The organism is Mucilaginibacter phenanthrenivorans (assembly GCF_024721155.1).
In the GTDB taxonomy this organism is placed as follows: Bacteria; Bacteroidota; Bacteroidia; order Sphingobacteriales; family Sphingobacteriaceae; genus Mucilaginibacter; species Mucilaginibacter phenanthrenivorans.
In genome coordinates, this window is sequence record NZ_JAHVAP010000005.1 from 60585 (window position 1) to 83686 (window position 23102).

Below are 23102 nucleotides of genomic sequence, written 5' to 3' on the forward strand. Positions count from 1 at the left end.
GGATTTCGGAGGTTTGATTTCGGAATTATTGTCTGAATCAGAATTTCCAGAATTTATGAATTTGCAGAATTAGGAAATTTTTATGCTTTGGGTCGTCCAAAAAACAAAACGTAACCATTGGCATCCATTACTTCAAACCCGCGCAAATTATCGCTGTTGTCATGGATGGGCTTCCGGAATGTGGCGCCGGTTGAACTGAATTCCTCGAATAACGCATCAGGGTCATCCGCAGAAATGTAGGCATCCCAGGGAGCCCATTCATGCCGGGTGTGATTGGGAATAGGTTTTATGTCATTAGTAATAGCCTTCAGCATAATTGAAACAGGGCCGCGGCCAATCATCGCCCAATATGGATCACCATCAGGGCCGGTATACCATACTTCAAACCCAAGTTTATTTACATAGAAATCCACCGAGTCTTTTAAAGTGGAAACGATAAAAAAGGGTGAGATGAAATTAAGGTTTGCCATCGTTTTACTTTTTAATTTAAACGCATTCAGTATTATTTCAACCACAAATTGACGTATAGCCTTGGGTTGGAATTACCCCACTTAGCAAAAAAAGGGGTTTACACGGGTTTACATAATTTAGGGGGTTACATCAATTCAAATATTTGATAATCAATAAATTAACTCTATTATTTTATAATAAGTATGCATTTTGTGTAAACCCTGCCAGGTATCATTTTATAAATGACGCCACATTAGCATCACCGTTACTTAAAGTTAAGAAAAGACAGCATTATTGAACTAGCTTATCTTAAACAAAAAAGGTATCTCACTCTCGTAAAATACCTTTAACATATTTTCTTACTTCAGCATTCGTCAATTTCTATTTCCGAAATCGAACATCCGAAATCCGAAACCAAATTACCCTTTGCTGATCTTAATAGTCATCCCCGGCTGCAGCTCACCCTTCTTTAGGCCGTTAAGCTCGCGGATCTTTGCAACAGAGGCTCCGTCAAATTTTGACGCTATGCCGCTAAGCGTGTCGCCTCTTTTAACTTTATAGGTAACGTAATTGTGGGTCTTGCTTTTGGCAGGTTTTTCCTCCGGCTCATCTGCAGATTCCTTCACCTTTAGCCTTTGGCCTACTACGGCTTTATTACTGTGCAAGTGGTTCCAAACCTTTATGTCCTGCACTTCAATACCATAATTGTCGGCAATATCACGTAAGGTTTCGCCCCGTCTCACCTTATGGTACGATGGCGTTTTGGCTTCCTTCCGTTCATGGTAGGCAGCTGCGTAAACCATAGGCTGCGGTGCGGCGGCGGCGTAGGTTGAGTTATTTAAAGCTTCATATAATGCAGCATATTTGGTTTTATCAATCTGCGGGATTATCATCCGGCGGGGCTTGTTGGCCGTGCCGTTAATAATTTGCCTTTTGTATGATGGATTTAAAATGGTCAGTTGGGCAAGGTCGAGATTTAGCGTCTGTGCAACAGTACTTAACGGTAAAAACTTGTTCACCAATACCGTATCAGTTTTCATGGCGATATTACAAACCTGCGGTACAATGTTATGGTGGTTGTAATAATTCATAACATAAGCTACCGCGATAAATGCAGGCACATATCCTCTTGTTTCGTTTGGCAGGTACTGGCGGATGGACCAAAAATCGGTTGCGCCGCCTGCTTTTTCAATTGCGCGCTCTACGTTGCTTTTTCCGCAATTGTATGATGCGATGGCTAAAAGCCAGTCGCCAAATTCCTGGTAGGCATCCTTTAGATAGGCTGCAGCAGCATAGCTTGCCTGGATAGGATCACGGCGCTCATCCACATAATCGTCCATGTTTAACCCATAAAGCCTGGCTGTGGTAAACATAAACTGCCACGGACCAGTTGCGCCAACCCTCGATACCGCATAAGGGTCAAGCTTCGACTCAACAATGGATAAGTATTTTATTTCATCCGGAATTCCGGCATCATGGAAGGCCTTTTCGTAAATAGGAAAGTAATATTTTGTTAAGCCTAAAACCTTACCCATCTCTTCACGGTTTCGCATGTAAATTTCGATATAGCTTTGCACATACTCGTTATAATCCAACGGAATGTCCTTCTTTATCGAGTCTAAACGTTTTTTGTAGATGCCGCTTTGGTAGGGTAATGGGGCGGGTTGGTTAACAACCGGGAGTATGGTTGTATCGGTGTGAGCCTTAATGTCGTCGCCTGTCAGTTTATCGTTTTGGAAAAAATCGGGGGCTGCCTTAGCAAATTGTAATGATAATAAACAGATGATCAGCGTAAGTGTTTTCTTCATAATCAGGGTTTAACTTAGCGATTGCTATCAGTATATTCTACTAATATATTAATTATCTATAGTTCGAGGAAATATTTGGAGAAATTTAACAACTCCTGTTCCTCGAAATGTTTAGTTAACAATTGCAATCCTAACGGTAAACCTTTGCTATTATTGCCTGCCGGCAGCGATATTGCCGGCGCTCCTGTCAACGATGCTTGTACGGTAAAAATGTCAGAAAGATACGTTACCACGGGATCTTTTTCCTGTCGTCCAATTGGAAAGGCAGGTTCCGGCGCAGTCGGAATTAGTATAAAATCATACTCCTGCAAAATTTCATCTGTCTTTTCCCTTATCAAACGGCGCACCTTTTGTGCTTTTGCAAAGTAGGCATCGTAATAACCTGCGCTAAGTACAAACGTACCCAGCATAATGCGGCGTTTAACTTCCTTACCAAAGCCTTCGGAACGCGAGCGTTTATAGGTTGAAACCAAATCAGTAGCCGCAGGGCTGCGGTAGCCATAGTGCACGCCATCGTACCTCGATAAGTTCGACGAAGCCTCGGCCATGGCTAAGACATAATAAGTAGGCACAAGGTAATCCAGGTAATCAAACGCAATTGGTTTAACTGTATGGCCTTCAGCGCGTAACTTATCAATATACGTTATCAGTGTATTTTTAACCTCCGAATCAACTCCGGGGCTTGAAATAGCTTCCTGTAAGTAAGCTATTTTTTTAGGGCCTGTCTTTTTAATCTCACTGCTGAACGCCGGGACAGCAACGCTGGCGACAGTACTGTCGTACTCATCCGGACCAGCCATAACTTCCAATAAAAGTGCAGCGTCTTCTACCGAACGGGTGATGGGACCCACCTGGTCGAACGACGAGGCGTAGGCAATTATACCATGGCGTGAAATACGCCCATAGGTCGGCTTTAAGCCTATCAAACCGCAAAATGAAGCAGGTTGCCTCACCGATCCGCCTGTATCAGTGCCTATTGCAGCATGGCACATATCTGCCTGCACTGCCACTGCCGATCCGCCTGACGATCCACCTGAAACACGGGTTTGATCGGCATAATTTTTTACAGGGCCAAAAAACGACGTTTCATTCGCAGCGCCCATAGCAAACTCATCGCAATTGCAGCGGCCTATTATTATCGCATCCTCGGCAAGCAAGCGTTCAACTATGGTTGACGAGTAAACAGAGGTAAAATCCTTTAAAATTTTTGAGGAAGCACTAATTTTGTGCCCTTTGTAGCAAATATTGTCCTTTATGCCAATCACCATCCCGGCGAGTTTGCCGGCGGTTCCACTTTTTATGCGGGCATCAATTTCAACAGAGCGGCTCAACGCCTCGTTTTCAAACACTTCATTAAAAGCGTTCAAATGTGCATTTGAAGCTATATTACCCAGGTAACTTTTTACCAGTTTTTCTACAGTAACTTTCCCTATAGCAATCTCATTCTTTATCTCGCTTAACGAGGTATAAGATTTAGTCATGGGGCTAAAATAAAAAACTTATCCGTTGAATGCATAAATATTCAACAGATAAGTTTATAATTTAAAACTTTGATACAACATCGCCGGATCTTCCGGCACGGTATTACAATTTATACTCTTGGCTTGTCGTCAGAAGTGTTGGTTGTAGAGCCCGAAGTGGTGTTGGTAGTGCCTTCACCATTTTGTGCATCCTTAAATTCTTTCATGCCTTTGCCCAAACCCTTCATAAGCTCAGGAATTTTTTTACCGCCAAACAGTATTAAAATTGCAATGATGATCAGAATAATTTCTGGTGCGCCTAATGAACCCATTATTTTTATGTTTAATTATGATTAATATTATTTATGAATGTTTCGTATGTTCAGCAGTAACTGCATCAATATTTGTTGATGTAGTAGTATGGTGTTCTGCTGTATGCTCTGAATCTGTTGCAGTTGTATGCGCAGCAGGTTCTGTGTGTGCCTCCGTATGTGTTTCGGCAGTAGTAGTATGCTCAACCGGTGTGAAATTATCTGACAGCGGCACTGTATTTTCAGCTGGCTGAAACCCGCTTGTATACTCCGGAAGCTTGCCCTGGGCAGCATCCTGGTTTGCCTTAACGGTTTCCTCCAAGCGTTTATCTTCTTCCCGCTTTTCCTCGTAGCTGTTTATTTGGTTGTTTATTTCGCGTTTAACACCATCTGATGCATCCTTAAAATCACGAATCCCTTTGCCAAGTCCGCGTGCTATTTCAGGCAATTTCTCGCCACCAAACAGTAGCAGCGCCACAAATACAATGAGGATCATTTCGGACGAACCGATATTCAGAAATCCCAAAACTAAACTATGCATACACACAACAATTGAGCCTGCAAATATAGGCAAATTAATATTTATAATTTTTAAACTAATTTGGCGCTAACCAAATTTTAGGGTTTACCGGGCTATAACCCTTATATATCGCAAATGTTACTATTGCTTCACCAGTTGATGAATCAGTAGCTACGGTGCCAATCGCCTGTTTGGTAGTTACTTTTTGTCCATCCTTAACCGAAACCGATCTAAGATTTGAGTAAGCTGTAAAGTACTCGCCATGTTGTATCACAACCAGGTAGGTTCCGCTAACGTCTTTAATTTTCGAAACTACACCCTGGAATACAGCCCTAACCGAAGCGCCCTGGTTTGTCTTCACATCCCAGCCCATGCTTTCGTTCTTGATCCCGGTTTCGTCGTAATAAATCCCAAAACCCTGTTTTATGTTACCTGTTGCAACCGGCCATGGTAACGAACCTTTGTTTCCTAAAAAGTCGCTTGATAGCTTGGCTGCTTCCGGGGTTGCGTTCAGGGCCTCCCTGTCGCTAAACTTCTTCTCTGCTATCCGCACTTTTGGCGTTGCTACTTCCTTATTTTCCAGCTTGGCCTTTGCAGCTGCAGCAGCGGCGGCAGCTCTTGCCTCAGCCCTGGCCTGCTCTTCGGCCCTGCGCCTTGCTTCTTCAATTTCCCTACGGATAGCGGCATTAATTTCTTTATTAGTCCTGCTTATCTTCTTTTGTATTTCATCCTGCTGCTGCTTCAGCTGTCCCTGGTGCTTCGAAAGATCGGCAACAACCGCAACCTGGGTATTCTTTTCTTCGCCAAGGGTTTTCTTTTCCTTTTCCTGGTCAACAAGGAGGTTGTTTTTTTCCTTCTTGTTTTTATCAAGCTGGTTTATCTTAACGTGCAGCTCGGTCTGTGTTTCCTGTATATAGCCTGCCTGCCGCATGCGGTAGGTTCCAATTTGCTGTAAATATTTTAAACGCTTGTAAGCCTGGTTAAAGTCTTTCGACGCAAAAATAAACATCAGCTTATTATAGGCGCTTTGGTTTCGATAGGTGAACAAAACCATCGCAGCATATTCCTTCTTCAACTGGTCTAACTGTGTTTGTAAGTTACGTACGAAGTTATTGCTCTCGGAGATTTGGTTATCTAAATTTCTTACCTCCGAGTTTATGTTACTGATTTCCTGCTCCCGAAGACTAATCTTCTGCTTTAATAAAGTAAGTTGTTTTAAAGTGGTCTTTTTATTGTTTGATGTTTCCTGGTACTCGTGGTTAAGCTGCTCCAGTTGTTGTACCAGCGCCTCTCGTTGCTTTTTCAATTCGGCGCTGCTTTGTGCATGCACGCTAAAAGCGGCAAAAACCAAAACAAATATGAAAACTACTTTAAAAAATCTCATTCGTACTAAATTAGTCGGCAGGTGAATATCTTGATGGAATACTAAACGGAAATTCCAGCGGCTGATCAAAGTCTGCTCTTGTATAATGCAAATTAACCTGTATTTTTTTATCTTTTACTACTGATGAGATATCTATTTGCGAAGGTATCACCCTGTTGGTAGCCTGTATAAAGGCCCCGTTAACCACCTGTAGTGTTTGCCCGGCAGCCTGGTTGCTCAAGTTTGTTTGCGTTACCCGTACATCAGGGCCTAATATCAGCTTAAAAATAACATCTGCTAAATTGCCGCTGATGGTTAATCCACCATTACCCGGCGTAAAATCTGCATTCTCGGTAAGCAGTTCAGGAATGGCATTCCCAACCAGCAATGATTCAAGCGTTTTATAATTAACCTGCTTGCCTGCGTACTTATTAACATAGCTAAACGGCTTGCGCAAATACAGGCTTTGCAGCCGATTTATCAACAGTATGCTGTCTGGTGTAATTTCAGCCCGCGCCACTTCAATACCCGCAATAGCTGTAATAGAAACCCAGATCTTGTGATCACGCTGGATCCTAATGTTAAGCGTAACATTATTGCTACTGCCGCTTATATCAAGCTTAGTGCTTGCCTTACCGCTAAAGGTATTAAAGCTGGTTTGCTTTGTTTTTATAGAAGCCAGCGTAGCAGCTTTGGTATTAACCGGCTTAACCGCCGCTGTATCAACCGGCACCCGGTTTACCACCAACGGCTTACGGCTTTTGCAGCTGAAAGCAAATAGCAAACAGCAAATAGCTATCAATTTAACATAGCTACTTTTATTCAATGTATTTCTTTTCATTTATTTTTCTATCCAAAACAGGCGACTTATCACCTTTGTCCTTAGCTTTTTTCCAATTCTCTACTGCACCGTCCACGTTGCCTAAGTAAAACAATATATCGCCGTAATGTTCTGATTTTACGGCACTTTTATCCTTATCGTCGGCCAAAGCCTTTTCAATCCAAAGTTTTGCACCCGCGTAATCCTTCTGTTTAAACAGGATCCAAGCGTAGGTATCCTCAAACGATGCATTATTGGGTTGCAGCTCGTTTGAACGCTTTGACATTTTTGCCGCCTTTACCAACTCCTCGCCCCTTAACGACAAATAGTAAGCAAAATTATTTAATGTGAAGGCATTATCCGGGTTATAAGTTAAAGCCTTGTCATATGCGTCATCCGAATTTTTGTTATCCCTCAAATCGTGGTAGCAATCACCCAACGATGAAAAACTCTGCGAAAGTAAGTCCTTATCCTGAAGTTCCAGTGAAGTTGCATTTTTAATGTAATCCATGGCCTTGTGGTAATCCTTTTTCTGCAGCCATGCCACACCAACCAGGTAATTCATCCAGGCCTGGTTAGGGAACAGCGACAATGAATTTTCGCCATCCTTAATCGCTCCATCAAAATCACCGTCGCCCAGTTCAATGCGTACTAATTGCTCCTGCACCTCATAAACCTGGTTGTTTAGGCTTATCGATTTCTGGTACATAGCCTTTGCATCCTTCAACTTTTCATTTTGCAGCAGCATATCGCCGTATATTGCGTAGGCCTTTGAGTCAGCAGGATGGGCAACTATCAATATCCGGCTCAACTCAAGTGCACTTGCCCTTGCATTCGGATCGGGAAATCTGGGCAGGTAGCCTAAAATAATTTTTATTTTTTGTTCTATGTCAAGTTCGGGGATAGCAAATGCAAGCGTGAGCTCGTTATAACTGGCCTCAATGTTGTTTTTTTCGCGATAGATATCGGCAAGTGCCAGGTGCACCAGGCCATTATTAGGTTTAAGCTTTTCGGCTGTCAGCAAAACCTTTAGCGCCTTATCAGCCATGTTATTTGAACTATAAAGCTGCGACAAGAATAAATAATATTTTATCTCCGATGGGTTACTGGCGATCATCTGCTCCAGTTGCTGCGCCGCCAGGTCGGTTTTATTTTGTTTAAGGTAGATCTTTTGGCGATTAGCCAATATATCATCAGTCGGACCTATCATCCCTTCCAACTTATCATAAACCTTCAAAGCCTCGTCATATTTGCCCTGGTAAAAAAAGGCGTTGGCTTTGTCGTAGTAATAGTCCGGCTTGTCGGGGTTTAGCCTTATCAGTTCATTAAATACGTTATCCAGCTTATCAATGCCGTTGTTTTTTTCGTAGCATTCAGCAAGTGATGTCCAGTACCACTCGTTATCCGGGTTAACGGTTACTGCTTTTTCCAGCAACTCCTGTGCATCGGAATAATTGTTTTTTGTTTTTTTGATGTTGGCAAGCTCATAGAGCGAGGCATCGTTCGATGGATCCATCTGGATCACCCTGTCGAAAAACTCCGCAGCTAGCGTTGTGTTTTCAATAGCCTTCTCGCGCAGTGCCGAAAAGAAAAGCTGCTTTACCACCGCACTATCGGTTGATGTCATCGGCTTACCGGTAACGATGACCACTTTTTTTTGCCCGAAAGCATTTTGGTTGAGAAGCAAGAAGCAAGAAACAAGAATCAAGAGAGCGCATTTAAGCTGCACTGCCTTATTACTTGTTCCAGTTTGATTATCTTGCTTGTTTCTCATCTATTGTTCTATATTATTCTGTCTTGATTCCTGACTCTTGATTTCTTGAATCTCCACTCTTGACTCCCACTCCTCTATCCTACTCCGGTATGTCCATATCCACCAGCACCTCTCGATGTTTCATTCAACACTTCCACTTCTTCCCAATTCACTTTTTCGTGGCGGGCTACTACCATTTGTGCTACGCGGTCGCCGGTATTTATTTCGAACGGCTGATCTGAAAAATTGATCAGCAGCACCTTAATTTCCCCGCGGTAATCAGCATCAATGGTTCCGGGCGAATTTACAATGCCGATACCGTGCTTAAATGCCAAACCGCTTCTCGGGCGAATCTGCGCCTCAAAACCTTCCGGCAATTCCATATACAACCCTGTTGGGACTAATTTTCGCTCCATTGATTTAAGGGTGATGGTTTCTTCCACATCAGCCCGCAGATCCATACCGGCCGCATGCAAAGTTTCGTATGCAGGTAAGCTATTTTTCGACTTGTTAATTATCCTGATATTCATCGTTTAAAAATGGCTTTTAAATTCTTCCATTCCAAATAAATAGCTGTTAATCCAAATATTAGCAACAGTAAGTTACCTGCAAATATATTTCGTTTAAACAGGTAGAACGATAAATAAACGATAATTATTGAAGCAATTATATAGGCCAGGTTCTTTTTAAGATTATAGGGGATAGGGTAGTTTTTCTGGCCCCAAACGTATGACAACACCATCATGGTGGCATATGCAATTAATGAGATCCATGCTGATGCCATATAGCTGTATTTAGGAATGAATAGCACATTCAACACAATAGTTAAAATAGCCCCGATCCCGGAAATATATAAGCCGTATTTAGTTTGATCCGACAGCTTATACCAAACCGATAAATTCATATAAATGCCCAGGCTTACGTAGCCAAAAACCAAAGGCGGGATTACGCCAAGGCCAGTCCAGTATACAGCGGTTTGCTTCGCGTCATGCCCTTTTATGAAGTATTTCAGGATATCAATATTGGCTACCAGCGCCACAAATATCAGGCATACTGTTATTACAAAATAATCCATTATCCGGGCATAGGTATGACCTGAGTTCTTATTTTTTGCATGACTAAAAAAGAAAGGTTCGGCACCCAACCTAAAAGCCTGGATAAATATGCTAAGGAACAGCGAAATTTTGGCGCACGCCCCATAGATCCCTACATCATGATCGCTAATGTCCAATGGCAGCAGTTTACCCAATAATAATTTGTCGAGGTTTTCATTAATGATGAATGAAAGATTGGCAATTAGTACGGGCCAGCTGTAGCTAAACATTTCAACCAGCATTTTCCTGTCAAAATCAAACCTCACCTTTAAAAACTCAGGCAACAATAAAAGGAATGTAATGATGCTCGAAAACAGGTTTGATAAAAAAACATACCCTATCCAGCCCTTAACATACCAGGTACTTATCCATGCTGATCCAACTAAATGATGATTTAGCCAGAAGGGGATAAACCAGATGAATGACAGATTGAGTGTGATGAAAATAATAACGTTAATAAACTTTATAACGCCGTAACGCCCGGGACGTCCGTCTGCACGAATCTTTGCGAATGGAATAACGCACCAGGCATCTATTATCAATATCGCCATAAAATATTCTACATAAGTAGTGAAGTCAGCGTGTTGGGCGTGCCTTCCTATTTCTATGAATGATGATATAGAACTTATAAAAGGTAAGGTGAAAAGTAAAAACAGAACCGTTATTACGGCAACGGATGCAAATGCGTTGTTATAAACGCGCTGCTTATTATCGCTGTACTTATTTAAGTAACGAAAGAACGTGGTTTCCATTCCGAAGGCCATAACAGCGTTCAGAATAGATGCCCAGCTAAACATGGTAGTTAAAACACCATAAGCACCGCTTGCATATGCGCGCGTATAAATAGGCGTAAGGAAAAAACTTAGTACCCGCGACGCAATGGTACTTACTCCATATATGGCAGTTTGCCCGGCGAATTTTTTAGCGATTGACAATGTTTGGTATTAACGGGAATTAATTTAAAAGCTTATACCTGTTACAAGCTATTTTTTAACGAGCTCAAAATTACGATAGTTTTTTAATTCGCCTTCATTGGTTTCAACAGAAGTAACTTCGGCGTGCTCAGGCCCTTCATTGCACCAATCTAAAAATAGCTCAAGAGCAAACTTGTCGCCTTCGGCTTCGATAAATACGCTGCCGTCAGCCTCATTTTTTATAGACCCTTTAACTCCAAGCTGGTCGGCAACAGCTTTAGTTGACGCCCGAAAGGATACTCCCTGAACTTTGCCTTTGATTGTTATATTGAGATGGGTCATGTTTTGGTTGATTGGGTTGACTGAGTTAGATTAAGTTGATTGTGTTATAAGACGCAAAACTATGCATTGTAACTTAATCAACCACTCACCTAATCAACTAAATCAACTTCTTAACCTTCGTTTCCGGCGTAATTTTCAAGCCATCGAGGCCAGATATGAGATTTAAACCGGGGGTTTTGCCAATTTCTATAGACCCTCGCTCATCATCAATACCTAAGAAATTAGCGCCGTTAAGCGTACCCCACTGAATTAATTGCTGAGTGCTTATGGCCGGAAACTTTGCCTGGATGGTGCGCATCTCGCTTAAAATGCAAAGCTTGCTGTTTGAGGCCAGGCTGTCTGTCCCTAAAGTGATGTTATACCCCTGCCCTATAAACAGTTCTATTTTGGGCAGTATCCCCTCGATATGCAGGTTGGCATTAGGACAAAAGCAAAAATGGATCTTACGGTCGAATCGCTTAACAAAATAAATGTCCTTTAAATTGGTACAGGTATTATGTACCAGCAAAATTTCCTGCTTGCTGCTCAGCAATGGCAGTATCGACTGCAGCGAATTACGTGCCTGTGGTTTAAAAAAAGTAATATCCATTCCGAAATGGGCATACAGATCGTTAAAACTTCCCAATTTATAGCGGTAAAATTTGTTTTCATCCTCACACTCCTGGTTGTGCATACTCAACAGGTTATGGCCGGTATCGCTGTATTTGGAGATGAGTTTGAACAGCTCTTTTGATACGGAATATGGTGCATGCGGCGTAATGGACGATGGCAGTGGCTTAAACTCATTAAGCAGGTGGAGCGCGTTTTCAAATACTTCTGTGGCCCTGCCGGGTAAAAACCCAAAAGTTTCAATAAAACTGTGGTAATATAATTTGCTGGCTGTTTTTATACCGATGGTGCTATTTGTATTGGAGATATCGCCAACGGCAATAATCCCATTTTCATACATATCGCTATCGGCTTTGTATGCAGCGTCAAGCACTTCAGCGGCATCTGCGCCCCGGGTCTTCTGGATATCAATAATAAAATTTACCAGCCCTGTGCGCTCCTTAACCTTCTCCTTTAGATGAGAAAGTTCAAGATGGCAATGGGCATTAACAAAACCGGGGCAAATAATACCACTCAGTTGTTCAACCGGAGCATTATAGGGTTCGGGTAGTGTTGCAGGGTCAATAACTGCAATTATTTTTCCAAAATCATCAACAGTTACTATTCCATTCTTAATTGGATCGGCACAAACAGGATAAACGTAATCGGCTTTAAAACTTTTCATTCAAGTATTAGTAAAACACTTCCCGTAACACTCTTTTTTAACAAATCCAACTAACTGTTATTACATTAACTTTTAGTTATTGTTTTAAATATAAAAGAATGTCAATTAAAAAAGATAGTTTTTTTTATTTAGTACCTTTGTATCGTGATTAATACAAAAGGAAAAATAGATATCCGAAGCCTAAGTCTGCAAGTTTTGCAGGAACACTTTACTCAAATTGGAGAGAAAGGTTTCAGAGCGAAACAGGTTTATGAATGGCTATGGAAAAAATCATGCTTTTCTTTCGACGAGATGAGTAACATTTCAAAAGAACTGCGCACTAAACTTGATGAGAATTTCACTATCAACAATGTTAAAATTCATAACTCACAGTTCAGCGCGGATAAAACTATAAAAAATTCCTTTATTTTACACGATACTCATTTAATTGAAGGTGTTTTAATTCCAACCCCGGGCCGCATGACAGCCTGTGTATCATCGCAGGTAGGCTGCAGCTTAACATGTAAATTTTGCGCTACCGGTTATATGGAGCGCAAGCGCAATCTTAATCCCGACGAAATTTACGACCAGGTAGTACTGATAGATAAGCAGGCGAAGGAGAATTACGGTATCCCGCTTTCCAACATCGTTTACATGGGCATGGGTGAACCTTTGCTGAATTATAAGAATGTGCTGGAGTCGGTTGAGAAGATCACTTCGGAAGATGGATTGAATATGGCTGCCAAACGGATCACCGTGTCAACAGCTGGTATAGCCAAAATGATAAAAAAATTGGGCGACGACCAGGTAAAGTTTAACCTTGCGCTATCGCTCCATGCTGCAAACGACGAAAAGCGCAACACCATAATGCCTATAAATGAGCAAAACTCATTAAAGGCATTGGCCGAAGCCTTGAAATACTACTATGCTAAAACCAAAAACCCGGTAACCTACGAGTATATTATTTTCGACGGGTTTAACGATAATATTTCGGATGCTGCCGAACTTGCCCAGTTCTGCAAGCACCTCCCATGCAAGGTAAACATCATTGAATATAACCCTATATCAATGGCAGCCTTTATTAATGCCGGCGAGGATAAGGTTGAAGCATTTGCCGATTACCTGAAAAAACAAGGGGTTAATGTACACTTGCGCCGCAGCCGCGGAAAGGATATCGATGCTGCTTGCGGACAGTTGGCGATAAAGGAAGAAGCGAGAGCCTAAAATCCTGTCATTGCGAGGAACGAAGCAATCGCGGACTATACAGAGCGAATTGAATGGTGGAGATCTACATAGCATAAATGCACGGGTTCGCGGTTGCCGCGCTATCGCTCGCAATGACAGTTTTTTTATAATTACCTCAGAAAAACATCAAAATCTCCTTAAATTCACTCCATGAACCTGCAACGCAGTTACCTGACCGATTTTGTTTCACTGCTATTTCCTGAACTTTGCGTGGCCTGCCGCGAAAGCCTGGTTGTTAATGAGCACCTGCTATGCACCGGCTGCCGTTATAACTTACCTTATACAAACTTTCACCTCCAAGCCGACAATATTGTCGCACGGCAGTTTTGGGGCAAGATTAATTTAGAGGCTGCCTTTGCGCTTTTCTATTTTACCAAAGGCGGTAAGATCCAGAACATGATGCATGAGTTTAAATACAATGGTATGCAGCAAATTGGCAATTTGTTAGGAAGTATTGCCGGAGATCAGATCAAAAAAAATGAAATATTTAATAGTGCAGATTATATAATCCCCGTTCCGCTTCATAAAAAAAGACTGCGGGAGCGCGGCTATAATCAAAGTGCTTGTTTTGCTACTGGCTTGGCGGAAAAACTAAATGCTATTGTGGAGAAAGATAACCTGGTTCGCATCAAATCAACCCAAACGCAAACCCATAAATCACGCTTTGCAAGGTTTGAAAATATGCAGGAAGTTTTTTTGGTTAGTAACCCGGAAAAACTGATAAATAAGCACGTTTTATTGGTGGATGATGTAATAACAACCGGCTCAACGCTAGAAGCGTGCGGCGCTGAACTGCTTAAAATTGATGGATTAAGATTGAGTATTGCTACGATTGCCTACGCCGAGTAGTTCATAGTTCATAGTTCATAGCCGAAGAATGGTTTTCAACTAATCTCTGGTCTCCAACCTCTAATCACACTTTCTGATAAGCGCTCAGTTTTTCGAATAAATTTTTGGGATCGAATGGTTTCAGGATGTAATCGCTCATACCGGCCTCCTCAATTTGGCTTCTTTCGCTGCTTAGCATAGAGGCAGTAAGAGCAATAATTGGTAATTGCTTAAAATAGGCTTCATCCTTAGCGCGGATTATCTGCGTGGCTTCAATGCCTCCCATTTCCGGCATGTAAACGTCCATTAAAACTGCGTCGTAATTGCGGTTTGTTGTAATCTTTTCAACAGCCTGCAGGCCATTTTCGGCAAAATCTGCTTGTGCTCCCCAGCGGGTAAGTACTTTGTTTATTAAAAGCCTGTTTATGTTGTTGTCATCAACAACCAGCACATTTATATGTAATTCGGTTTCCAATTTTTTAAATTTAGTGTTAGGCAGATTATGGTATTAAACGTTGTAACAGGTTAAAAGGTTGTAATTATCTATAGAAATACATCCCCGGTGTATTTTTCAAATATTCGGCAAAAATGCAAAATATAGCGTTCCCAATAAAGTCCGGATACAAAAAAAGCGCCGTATGACGCTTTTTTTTATATTGATATTTAATCTATCTCGACGTGTTTCGCGCGATATAAAGGATAATCATGCATCAGCTTATGAACTTTCTTGCGCACCTTCTTCGAGGTTTCCTCGCTATCCGGATCATTTATCACCTGGTCTATCAGTTCAACAATATCCTCCATTTGTTTTTCTTTCATACCACGGGTTGAAATTGCAGCTGTACCCACACGAATCCCCGAAGTTACAAACGGCGATTTATCATCATAAGGAACCATGTTCTTATTTACCGTGATATCAGCAGCAACCAATGCGTTTTCAGCCGCCTTACCGGTTATATTTTTATTACGAAGATCGATCAGGATCAAGTGGTTATCTGTACCACCCGAAACTATTTCATATCCCCTATCGGTAAAAGCCTTTGCCATTGCCGCACCGTTCTTTTTCACCTGCACTATGTAATCCATGTAGTCGTCGCTCAACGCTTCGCCGAATGCTATAGCCTTAGCAGCAATAATATGCTCCAGCGGACCACCCTGCGTACCCGGAAAAACCGCCATATCCAATAAGGCCGACATCATTTTGATCTCTCCTTTTGGCGTTTTCAATCCCCATGGATTTTCAAAATCCTTGCCCAATAATATCATACCACCACGCGGACCACGTAGAGTTTTGTGTGTTGTTGTAGTAACAATATGGCAATGCGGCAGCGGATCGGCTAATAAACCACGCGCTATTAAACCTGCAGGATGTGAAATATCAGCCAATACCAAAGCGCCAACTTCGTCGGCCACCTTGCGGATGAACTCGTAATCCCAATCACGTGAGTATGCCGAAGCTCCGCAGATGATCAGCTTTGGTTTTTGTTCCAGGGCTACCTTTTTAAGCTGATCGTAATCAACCAAACCGGTTTCCTTTTTTACCCCATAAAAATGCGGCTCATACAATTTACCTGAAAAGTTTACTGGTGATCCATGTGTTAAGTGGCCACCATGCGACAGATCAAAGCCTAAAATTTTATCGCCCGGCTGTAATACTGCCAGCATTACTGCTGCGTTTGCCTGGGCACCCGAATGCGGTTGAACATTTGCCCATTCGGCGTTAAATAATTGTTTGGCTCTTTCAATAGCTATTGTTTCAATTTCATCAACCACCTGGCAACCACCGTAATAGCGTTTTCCTGGTAAGCCTTCAGCATATTTATTGGTTGCTACCGATCCGGCGGCTTCCATAACCTGCCTGCTAACAAAATTTTCGGATGCTATAAGCTCAATGCCTTCTTCCTGGCGTTCCTGCTCTTCATCCAACAGCTTAAAAATTAATTTATCTCTTTTCATTGTGTGATTTGATGGTGCAAAGGTAGGAAAAAGAGATTAGAGATTGGAGGTTAGAGATTAGTTTTTGGAACAAGATTCTAATCCCGATTTTCCACGTTAGGAACTAATCCCCAGTCGCTAACCACTAATCTCCGGCTTCGCCGAAATCCAAAAATTGTTATAGCCCAGCCCAACCTGGATATCGATCAATTCCTGCTGCAGCATTTCAAGTACAGCAAGGAAATTATAAACAAATTGCACCTTGTTTTCTGACTGGGCGGCAATGGCTTTAAAATCCATCATTTTATTGATCCGCAGCAAATCGCCAATGGCCTTCTTTTGCTGCTCAATGGTGTAGGGATATTGTATAACAGTATGGGTTACTTCTTCGCTGCGGTTAAGGTATTTTTTCATTAACCGGCCGTACACCATCATCAGCTTATATAAATTAAGCTCGGATAACTCCTCCCCTGGCAACGCAATGGCTTCCGTTTGTTCAAGGTCGAATTTTATGTTACCGCGCTTTTCCTGCATAAACCGCTCGTTCTCCAGCGGATGTAGTTCTTCGCAAACTTCCTTAAATTTTTTATATTCTATCAGCTTGCGGATCAGGTCCTCTTTGGTATCCGCTTCATTTCCATCCCCTTCGGCTTCATATCGTGGCAGCAGCATTTTGGCCTTTATCCGCATCAGCGTGGCCGCCACGATGATAAATTCACTGGCCAGTTCCATGTTCAAGCTGGTCATCTGGTGGATGTAGTTTAAGAAATCGTCGGTGATGCGGGCGATCGGAATATCATGGATCTCCAGTTCATCCCGCTCTATAAAAAACAATAACAGGTCGAAAGGCCCCTCGAACTGGGGTAATTTTATCTCAAAATTTTCTTCGACCATCATTGCCTCAAAAATAGATTAATTTTTAAGAGTTGTAAAGGTTGAAGTTGCTGCAAGGCAGTACAATGCCAAAATAAAATCATCAAACCGCAACAAAAAAATTTCCCACGGAGTATAAGTGCCGGTTGCTGTAAAAGGCTTGCCCTTTGATTTTGTTTTTCAGTGACTCATACCCGGAACTTATATGAAGTTAAATTTTACCCGTATTCTTCTGCTTGCAACAATTGTTATTGCACTTTATGCATCGTGCAAAAAATCAGAAACGCAGCTTGCCCCCAAAACCGCAACCGATTATGACACGGTGAGCAAACATATTGCCATTAACCTAATGCGCGGTTTAGCTGGTGAATACGGTGGTACCAATATTAATAACGGAATAAAAAGCCAATCGAATGTTACTGTAGGTCACGACGCAAATCATCCCGTTAAAAACGTACTGCTTTGCGGCTTCACCATTGATACTACTTACAACAGTACAGTAAAAGTTAAGGATACGTCAAAAACCTTTTTAGGGAGATATAAGTTTGTTTACACCTGTACAACGGTAAGGCCCGACGGTTATACGGTACATGACAGCCTCGTAACGTTGGCTACATCGCCACAGACCAAAAATAATTTTACAGTAACCCAGGACTATTCGGTAAAAGCACTCGATACCACCTATAAACTTATTTCAACCAACGGATCGATACAGTTTGTAACTAACAATATGCTTTACCGCAACGGATTTTCTGAAGGGTATAATTACTATTCAAATACCTACAAGCTCAACGCCCTTAAAATTGATTTTTCCAGCGGCGCTGCCGATATTATTGGTGGCGTTACAGAATTTGAAAGCAGCAGCAGCTACCTACATCCAGGTGACACCGTGGCAGCAGAGGTCACAATCTCCGGTACTATCCAGTTTTTGGGAAACCACAAGGCAAAACTCACCATAAAACAACAAAACAAATCGTTTATGGTTGATCTTACTACAGGGGCCTCTACCATAATCTGATATCATCAGGTCTGGTGAAACGATTAATGTGTGTCAGCATATTAGTGTGCTCCCCTTGTATGAAGCGACATTCAAGCATGTATATTAGTCATTATGAACACACATTATAGCGTGTTCAATAATTTATTCAGTAAGTTTAGCAGTTAATTTCTAATAAAATGCCGTAATTTGCAAGTTAAATACTAAGGACTTAAATGCAGGTACCAGCAGGCCATTTACTTCAACAAATTAATTCCCCTTCTGATTTAAAACTACTTAAAGAGGATGAACTTAAACAAGTTTGCCAGGAGTTGCGTCAATATATTATTGATGTTGTATCTGTCAACGGTGGTCACTTTGCTGCCAGTTTAGGTGTTGTTGAATTAACGGTTGCACTGCATTATGTACTTAACACGCCATACGATCAATTGGTATGGGATGTAGGCCACCAGGCTTACGGGCATAAGATATTAACCGGCCGCCGGGATATTTTTCATACCAACCGTGTGCATGGCGGCCTGAGCGGCTTCCCGAAACGCTCGGAAAGCATCTTTGATACTTTTGGTGTGGGTCACTCCTCAACTTCTATTTCTGCTGCTTTGGGCATGGCAGTTGCTTCGCAATATAAAGGCGAAACAGACAGGCAGCACGTAGCCGTAATTGGCGATGGATCAATGACAGCGGGGATGGCGTTTGAAGCTTTAAACCATGCTGGGATTGAAAATTCAAACTTGTTGGTGATCCTGAATGATAATAACATGTCTATTGACCCTAACGTGGGTGCATTGAAGGAGTATTTAACCGATATTACCACTTCAAAGCCATACAATCGCTTCAGGGATGATATAGCAAGCGTACTTGCCAAGATCTCGGCAATTGGACCTGACGCATTTAAGATAGCCCAGAAGCTTGAAAAAAGCATTAAGGGAACGCTGCTTAAAAAAAGTAACTTTTTCGAAGCGCTTAAATTCAGGTATTTTGGACCGATTGACGGCCATGACGTTGAACATATGGTAAAAGTGCTCCGCGACTTGCGCGATATTCCTGGCCCAAAGCTATTACATTGTGTAACGGTAAAAGGCAAGGGCTATGCGCTGGCTGAAAAGGACCAAACCAAATGGCATGCTCCGGGCCTATTCGACAAGATAACCGGCGAAATAAAGAAATCAAAATCTGATAAGCCACAACCACCTAAATACCAGGATGTATTTGGCCATACCATAATTGAGCTGGCTGAGCAAAACCCCAAAATAATGGGAATAACGCCTGCAATGCCATCAGGTTGTTCACTAAACCTAATGATGAAGGCCATGCCCAACCGCGCGTTTGATGTAGGTATTGCTGAGCAGCATGCGGTAACATTTTCGGCAGGTTTGGCTACACAAGGACTAGTTCCGTTTTGCAACATATACTCCAGCTTTATGCAACGGGCATACGACCAGGTGATACATGACGTTGCTATTCAAAAGCTTAATGTGGTATTTTGCCTTGACAGGGCTGGCGTTGCCGGCGCTGACGGCCCAACGCATCATGGGGCTTATGACATAGCCTTTATGCGCTGCATTCCTAACATGACGGTGTCAGCACCTATGAACGAAGAAGAACTAAGGAACCTGATGTTTACTGCCCAGCAGGAAAATATGGGTCCCTTTGTAATAAGATATCCGCGTGGCAACGGCGTTATGGTTGACTGGCAACGGCCAATGAAGGCAATCACCGTTGGTAAGGGCCGCAAGATTTGCGATGGAGAAGAAGTGGCCATTTTATCAATAGGCGCTATTGGCAACGAGGTTGTAAAGGCAACCGCCGATTTGAACAACGACGGTTATTACCCCGCACACTATGACCTCCGTTTTGTGAAACCATTGGATCAGGCGCTGCTGCACGAAGTATTCAAAAAATTCAATAAGGTTATCACGGTTGAGGATGGTTGCCTTGAAGGGGGTATGGGAAGCGCTGTACTTGAATTTATGGCAGATAATAACTACCAGTCACAAGTGGTTCGTTTGGGGATCCCGGATCAGATCATTGAACACGGCGAGCAGCCTGAACTTTGGGCCGACAATGGCTATGATGCACAAAGCATAGCCGCCCAGGTAAAAAAATTAGGAATACGGCAAAATAAGCATATTATAGCAAGCTAGACCATAGTCTATAGACCATGGACGATAGTTCTTGAATGATGTCCATGGTCTTTGTCCATGGACCATTAACTTCCCATCAATGTGCTTTATAACTCGCCAAATCGTTATATAAACTTCTGAATGAGCTGCGCAGGCCTATTGTAAGCATTGCCGTTTTATCGTTAAACTGTGTATTCTTCTCGTCCCTAAATATACCGCCGAGTTCTAATCTTAAATTATATTTAGGATTTAGCAAATAGCCAATCTTTCCTTCTAAATAAATCATATTGGTGGTTAATCCCTGCCCAATATAGTTACCGTTCTGTTTGGCCGGAGTGGTATAGTCTTCGAAGGGGTCCTTACCATAATTCAATCCGTTTATATCTAAACCGTAATGACCATAGTCAACCTCACCTGAAAAATCAAACCTGTTGTACGAGTAATTTAACAAGGCTACTACCTCCCTGAAGTTTGCACCCCAGGGATGGGCAAGCATTTCGCCATTCTCGGTGTAGCTGATAATAGGGCCACGCTCTGAGTAGGTATAGGGCTTTGAATTATTGGTTTCAAGCAAGTAATTTAATCCCTTAACATCGAAAAGATCTGCGCCCCTTATACCAAGTTGGTAGCTGTATTTATTACGTGCGCTACCACCATTCGAAAAGAAATTTGCTGATTCAAATTCATCCAGCGCAAACTGGCCGTACGCCGTGATGCCGTCTGTTAGCTTATACTTGCTGGTAAAACCTATCAATGCATTATCTGGCGAGCCGTTTGATGCTTCAACAGGCCTTAAAAATATAACCGGATTTATGTACGAGAAATCAAACGGGCGGGAGTGACCAGCATCATCCTTATTGTACCATATAACCGCGTCAAAGAATCCAAAAGAAAGCCTGTTGCTTACATTCCAGTCTAAATAATGAAATACGCCGCCTTTACCCCTATTGTTCCCATTAGCGTCCAAATCTATAGGATCGTTAAAGCTGGCCCACATTGCCATGTATCTTACATTGCCTAATGTAGCCGTCAATTTAAAAAACGGGTATGGTGAAGCTACGTCAGACAACAACACCGAGCGATAGCCATCACCGATAAAAGTTTTATCCCGGCCCGCAGAAATATTTAAAAACTTAACCGGAGTGTACGAAGCAATGGCAGTAATATATTTCCAGTCGTAGCCGTTATCCTTATATGTTTTACCGTATGCTTGCCCAGGGATAATGCCGGTCTGGTTTATATACGTCGACAAATACTCGGGCGTTACCGCGCTGCTTAAATAGCCGGCTACATTATAATAAAATTTATTGCTAACACTACCGCCAAATTGCAAACCCATTGAAGTGGTGCTGGTAGTTAGCTTTCCCTTAAAATCACGGCCGATATCAAAATCGGGAAGCAGATCTGCATAAAACGTTGATGCCGGGCTTTTGACATCTATTAAATGCTCAGTAAAAAGTTTTTTGTAGCCCCAGCTATGCGGCTTACCATCATCTCCATAATTCATTAATGAATCATAGTGATGTTTTAGCAATGAATCGTCTGCAAAGAATGGCTTTAGTGCACTATGTACCCGTGTTTTTGTTGAATAAACATCCGAATTGAGCTTTTGATAAAACTGGTATGAATATTCCTGGTAAACAGATTGCGCCCGGGCAATGCCTGTTATAGAAAACAGCAATAAAATGGTAAATATTTTCTTCATAATGCAGGTATGTAATTACTAAAATAAGTTCAACTATTCGAAATAGTTAAGTGTTGTAAAGCCGCCCTTTTTTAAATAGTCGTCCTTTTTTACAAGGTGCAGATCTGACTGCATCATATCGCTAACCAGCGCCTGCAGATCATATTTAGGGATCCAGCCCAGCTTTTCTTTTGCCTTGGTTGCGTCCCCAATCAACAAGTCCACCTCTGTCGGCCTGAAATATTTCGAATCGATCTTTACTACTGTCTGTCCGAATTTCAATGCATCAGTATTTAATCCCAACTCTTCGGCCTTTTGCTGATCAATATCAATTATTACCCCACGCTCGTGCTCATCCTTTCCGCTAAATTCAACCTCAATTCCAAGCTCACCAAACGACATCTTTATAAATTCTCTAACGGTTGTGGTTACGCCTGTAGCTATTACAAAATCCTCCGCAACATCATGCTGCAGCATCAGCCACATGGCCTCAATATAGTCCTTTGCATGACCCCAATCCCTCTGCGCCGATAAGTTACCAACATAAAGGCAATCCTGCAAGCCCATAGCGATTTTTGATGCTGCCCGTGTAATTTTGCGGGTGACAAATGTTTCACCGCGTACAGGGCTTTCATGGTTAAATAAAATCCCATTACAGGCAAACATGTTATAAGCCTCGCGATAGTTTACAATTATCCAATAACCATAAAGTTTGGCCACCGCATAAGGCGAACGCGGATAAAATGGCGTGGTTTCGCTTTGCGGAACCGCCTGTACTAACCCATAAAGTTCTGATGTAGAAGCCTGGTAAATACGGGTCTTTTTCTCCAGCCCCAGTAATCTTACCGCTTCCAGTATTCTTAATGTGCCGATACCGTCAGCATTGGCTGTGTATTCCGGCGTATCAAAGCTAACCTTTACGTGGCTTTGCGCCGCTAAATTATAGATCTCATCAGGCTGAATCTCCTGTACAAGTCGTATTAAATTGGTGGAATCGGTTAAATCGCCGTAGTGAAGTTTTAGCTTTACATTTGGTTCGTGCGGATCGTGATATAAGTGATCAATACGATCCGTATTAAATAACGACGACCTTCTTTTTATACCGTGTACTTCGTATCCTTTTTTTAGCAAAAATTCTGCTAAATATGCGCCATCCTGCCCTGTAATGCCTGTTATTAAAGCAACTTTCATTAATAATATGGTGTAATATTTATATAACTACAATATTATCCAAATTAATTGTAAAAGCTTGCATTTGGGATGGGATGGTTTGAATTTTTTGTTTTTGTACTCCTATCTCAATCTTATAGACCAATCAATATATTTAAAA

At 42.0% G+C, this 23102-nt stretch carries 21 protein-coding genes; 4 read left to right on the forward strand and 17 right to left on the reverse strand.

The genetic code is table 11. The annotated features are described in order from the left end of the window. Positions 1 to 80: 80 nt before the first annotated feature. The 12 genes from KXD93_RS12425 to KXD93_RS12480 form a co-directional block, all read right to left on the reverse strand. Positions 81 to 470, reverse strand: a complete 390-nt coding sequence (locus KXD93_RS12425) for a VOC family protein (RefSeq protein WP_258137432.1) — start codon at positions 468 to 470, stop codon at positions 81 to 83. Between the two features lie 399 nt (positions 471 to 869). After that, entirely contained in the window at positions 870 to 2258 is a 1389-nt protein-coding gene (locus KXD93_RS12430) for a lytic transglycosylase domain-containing protein (RefSeq protein WP_258137433.1), read from the reverse strand. A gap of 56 nt (positions 2259 to 2314) precedes the next feature. Then, on the reverse strand, positions 2315 to 3739 hold the full coding sequence (gene gatA / locus KXD93_RS12435; RefSeq protein ID WP_258137434.1) for an Asp-tRNA(Asn)/Glu-tRNA(Gln) amidotransferase subunit GatA: 1425 nt from the start codon (positions 3737 to 3739) through the stop codon (positions 2315 to 2317). 110 nt (positions 3740 to 3849) lie between these two features. Next, entirely contained in the window at positions 3850 to 4050 is a 201-nt protein-coding gene (gene tatA / locus KXD93_RS12440; RefSeq protein ID WP_258137435.1) for a twin-arginine translocase TatA/TatE family subunit, read from the reverse strand. Positions 4051 to 4081: 31 nt separating this feature from the next. Further along, positions 4082 to 4570, reverse strand: coding sequence for a twin-arginine translocase TatA/TatE family subunit (locus KXD93_RS12445; protein ID WP_258137436.1), 489 nt, complete (start codon positions 4568 to 4570; stop codon positions 4082 to 4084). 55 nt (positions 4571 to 4625) lie between these two features. Beyond that, positions 4626 to 5933: a murein hydrolase activator EnvC family protein gene (locus tag KXD93_RS12450; RefSeq protein ID WP_258137437.1), complete on the reverse strand. Its 1308-nt coding sequence runs from the start codon at positions 5931 to 5933 to the stop codon at positions 4626 to 4628. Positions 5934 to 5943: 10 nt separating this feature from the next. Continuing rightward, the gene (gene lolB1, locus KXD93_RS12455; protein WP_258137438.1) at positions 5944 to 6753 is read right to left on the reverse strand and encodes a lipoprotein insertase outer membrane protein LolB1; all 810 of its coding nucleotides are present in this window, start codon (positions 6751 to 6753) and stop codon (positions 5944 to 5946) included. Next, complete coding sequence (locus KXD93_RS12460; protein WP_258137439.1) at positions 6731 to 8359, reverse strand: tetratricopeptide repeat protein; 1629 nt, start codon at positions 8357 to 8359, stop codon at positions 6731 to 6733. Before KXD93_RS12460 ends, lolB1 begins: the two co-directional genes overlap by 23 nt. A 221-nt stretch (positions 8360 to 8580) precedes the next feature. After that, the gene (gene dut, locus KXD93_RS12465) at positions 8581 to 9015 is read right to left on the reverse strand and encodes a dUTP diphosphatase (RefSeq protein WP_258137440.1); all 435 of its coding nucleotides are present in this window, start codon (positions 9013 to 9015) and stop codon (positions 8581 to 8583) included. Continuing rightward, the gene (locus KXD93_RS12470; RefSeq protein ID WP_258137441.1) at positions 9012 to 10514 is read right to left on the reverse strand and encodes an oligosaccharide flippase family protein; all 1503 of its coding nucleotides are present in this window, start codon (positions 10512 to 10514) and stop codon (positions 9012 to 9014) included. Before KXD93_RS12470 ends, dut begins: the two co-directional genes overlap by 4 nt. 48 nt (positions 10515 to 10562) lie before the next feature. Beyond that, positions 10563 to 10835 carry an acylphosphatase gene (locus tag KXD93_RS12475; RefSeq protein WP_258137442.1) on the reverse strand — a complete coding sequence of 91 codons (273 nt, stop codon included), beginning with the start codon at positions 10833 to 10835 and terminating at the stop codon, positions 10563 to 10565. A gap of 97 nt (positions 10836 to 10932) precedes the next feature. Then, positions 10933 to 12108: an amidohydrolase family protein gene (locus tag KXD93_RS12480; protein WP_258137443.1), complete on the reverse strand. Its 1176-nt coding sequence runs from the start codon at positions 12106 to 12108 to the stop codon at positions 10933 to 10935. A 144-nt stretch (positions 12109 to 12252) separates the two neighbouring features. On the opposite strand from KXD93_RS12480, the gene rlmN reads away from it, so the two are divergent. Further along, positions 12253 to 13311 carry a dual-specificity RNA methyltransferase RlmN gene (rlmN, locus tag KXD93_RS12485; protein WP_258137444.1) on the forward strand — a complete coding sequence of 353 codons (1059 nt, stop codon included), beginning with the start codon at positions 12253 to 12255 and terminating at the stop codon, positions 13309 to 13311. A 171-nt stretch (positions 13312 to 13482) separates the two neighbouring features. Continuing rightward, positions 13483 to 14181 (forward strand): ComF family protein, encoded by a 699-nt coding sequence (locus KXD93_RS12490; RefSeq protein ID WP_258137445.1) that lies wholly within the window; start codon positions 13483 to 13485, stop codon positions 14179 to 14181. Positions 14182 to 14245: 64 nt separating this feature from the next. On the opposite strand, the gene KXD93_RS12495 is transcribed toward KXD93_RS12490, so the two are convergent. From KXD93_RS12495 to KXD93_RS12505, 3 genes are all read right to left on the reverse strand, one after another. Then, on the reverse strand, positions 14246 to 14635 hold the full coding sequence (locus tag KXD93_RS12495) for a response regulator (RefSeq protein ID WP_258137446.1): 390 nt from the start codon (positions 14633 to 14635) through the stop codon (positions 14246 to 14248). Positions 14636 to 14823: 188 nt separating this feature from the next. Then, a complete protein-coding gene (gene glyA, locus KXD93_RS12500; protein ID WP_258137447.1) occupies positions 14824 to 16116 on the reverse strand; it encodes a serine hydroxymethyltransferase in 1293 nt (430 codons plus the stop codon). 117 nt (positions 16117 to 16233) lie between these two features. Continuing rightward, positions 16234 to 16992: a segregation and condensation protein A gene (locus tag KXD93_RS12505; RefSeq protein ID WP_373417356.1), complete on the reverse strand. Its 759-nt coding sequence runs from the start codon at positions 16990 to 16992 to the stop codon at positions 16234 to 16236. 181 nt (positions 16993 to 17173) lie between these two features. On the opposite strand from KXD93_RS12505, the gene KXD93_RS12510 reads away from it, so the two are divergent. Then, the gene (locus tag KXD93_RS12510) at positions 17174 to 17986 is read left to right on the forward strand and encodes a hypothetical protein (protein WP_258137448.1); all 813 of its coding nucleotides are present in this window, start codon (positions 17174 to 17176) and stop codon (positions 17984 to 17986) included. Positions 17987 to 18180: 194 nt separating this feature from the next. After that, the gene (dxs, locus tag KXD93_RS12515; RefSeq protein WP_258137449.1) at positions 18181 to 20109 is read left to right on the forward strand and encodes a 1-deoxy-D-xylulose-5-phosphate synthase; all 1929 of its coding nucleotides are present in this window, start codon (positions 18181 to 18183) and stop codon (positions 20107 to 20109) included. A gap of 76 nt (positions 20110 to 20185) precedes the next feature. Here the strand turns inward: dxs and KXD93_RS12520 are convergent, their stop codons facing one another. Further along, complete coding sequence (locus tag KXD93_RS12520) at positions 20186 to 21793, reverse strand: capsule assembly Wzi family protein (protein WP_258137450.1); 1608 nt, start codon at positions 21791 to 21793, stop codon at positions 20186 to 20188. Positions 21794 to 21826: 33 nt separating this feature from the next. After that, positions 21827 to 22963: a GDP-mannose 4,6-dehydratase gene (gene gmd / locus KXD93_RS12525; protein WP_258137451.1), complete on the reverse strand. Its 1137-nt coding sequence runs from the start codon at positions 22961 to 22963 to the stop codon at positions 21827 to 21829. Positions 22964 to 23102: the final 139 nt, after the last annotated feature.

What these genes read in the sequence shown, in the direction of transcription:
- KXD93_RS12520 (WP_258137450.1), bottom strand. Translation starts at nt 21,793, where the DNA reads ATGAAGAAAATATTTACCATTTTATTGCTGTTTTCTATAACAGGCATT.
- KXD93_RS12445 (WP_258137436.1), bottom strand. Translation starts at nt 4,570, where the DNA reads ATGCATAGTTTAGTTTTGGGATTTCTGAATATCGGTTCGTCCGAAATG.
- KXD93_RS12460 (WP_258137439.1), bottom strand. Translation starts at nt 8,359, where the DNA reads ATGACATCAACCGATAGTGCGGTGGTAAAGCAGCTTTTCTTTTCGGCA.
- KXD93_RS12510 (WP_258137448.1), top strand. Translation starts at nt 17,174, where the DNA reads ATGAAGTTAAATTTTACCCGTATTCTTCTGCTTGCAACAATTGTTATT.
- KXD93_RS12430 (WP_258137433.1), bottom strand. Translation starts at nt 2,258, where the DNA reads ATGAAGAAAACACTTACGCTGATCATCTGTTTATTATCATTACAATTT.
- KXD93_RS12450 (WP_258137437.1), bottom strand. Translation starts at nt 5,933, where the DNA reads ATGAGATTTTTTAAAGTAGTTTTCATATTTGTTTTGGTTTTTGCCGCT.
- dxs (WP_258137449.1), top strand. Translation starts at nt 18,181, where the DNA reads ATGCAGGTACCAGCAGGCCATTTACTTCAACAAATTAATTCCCCTTCT.
- KXD93_RS12475 (WP_258137442.1), bottom strand. Translation starts at nt 10,835, where the DNA reads ATGACCCATCTCAATATAACAATCAAAGGCAAAGTTCAGGGAGTATCC.
- gatA (WP_258137434.1), bottom strand. Translation starts at nt 3,739, where the DNA reads ATGACTAAATCTTATACCTCGTTAAGCGAGATAAAGAATGAGATTGCT.
- KXD93_RS12480 (WP_258137443.1), bottom strand. Translation starts at nt 12,108, where the DNA reads ATGAAAAGTTTTAAAGCCGATTACGTTTATCCTGTTTGTGCCGATCCA.
- KXD93_RS12490 (WP_258137445.1), top strand. Translation starts at nt 13,483, where the DNA reads ATGAACCTGCAACGCAGTTACCTGACCGATTTTGTTTCACTGCTATTT.
- glyA (WP_258137447.1), bottom strand. Translation starts at nt 16,116, where the DNA reads ATGAAAAGAGATAAATTAATTTTTAAGCTGTTGGATGAAGAGCAGGAA.
- gmd (WP_258137451.1), bottom strand. Translation starts at nt 22,963, where the DNA reads ATGAAAGTTGCTTTAATAACAGGCATTACAGGGCAGGATGGCGCATAT.
- dut (WP_258137440.1), bottom strand. Translation starts at nt 9,015, where the DNA reads ATGAATATCAGGATAATTAACAAGTCGAAAAATAGCTTACCTGCATAC.
- KXD93_RS12425 (WP_258137432.1), bottom strand. Translation starts at nt 470, where the DNA reads ATGGCAAACCTTAATTTCATCTCACCCTTTTTTATCGTTTCCACTTTA.
- tatA (WP_258137435.1), bottom strand. Translation starts at nt 4,050, where the DNA reads ATGGGTTCATTAGGCGCACCAGAAATTATTCTGATCATCATTGCAATT.
- lolB1 (WP_258137438.1), bottom strand. Translation starts at nt 6,753, where the DNA reads ATGAAAAGAAATACATTGAATAAAAGTAGCTATGTTAAATTGATAGCT.
- KXD93_RS12505 (WP_373417356.1), bottom strand. Translation starts at nt 16,992, where the DNA reads ATGATGGTCGAAGAAAATTTTGAGATAAAATTACCCCAGTTCGAGGGG.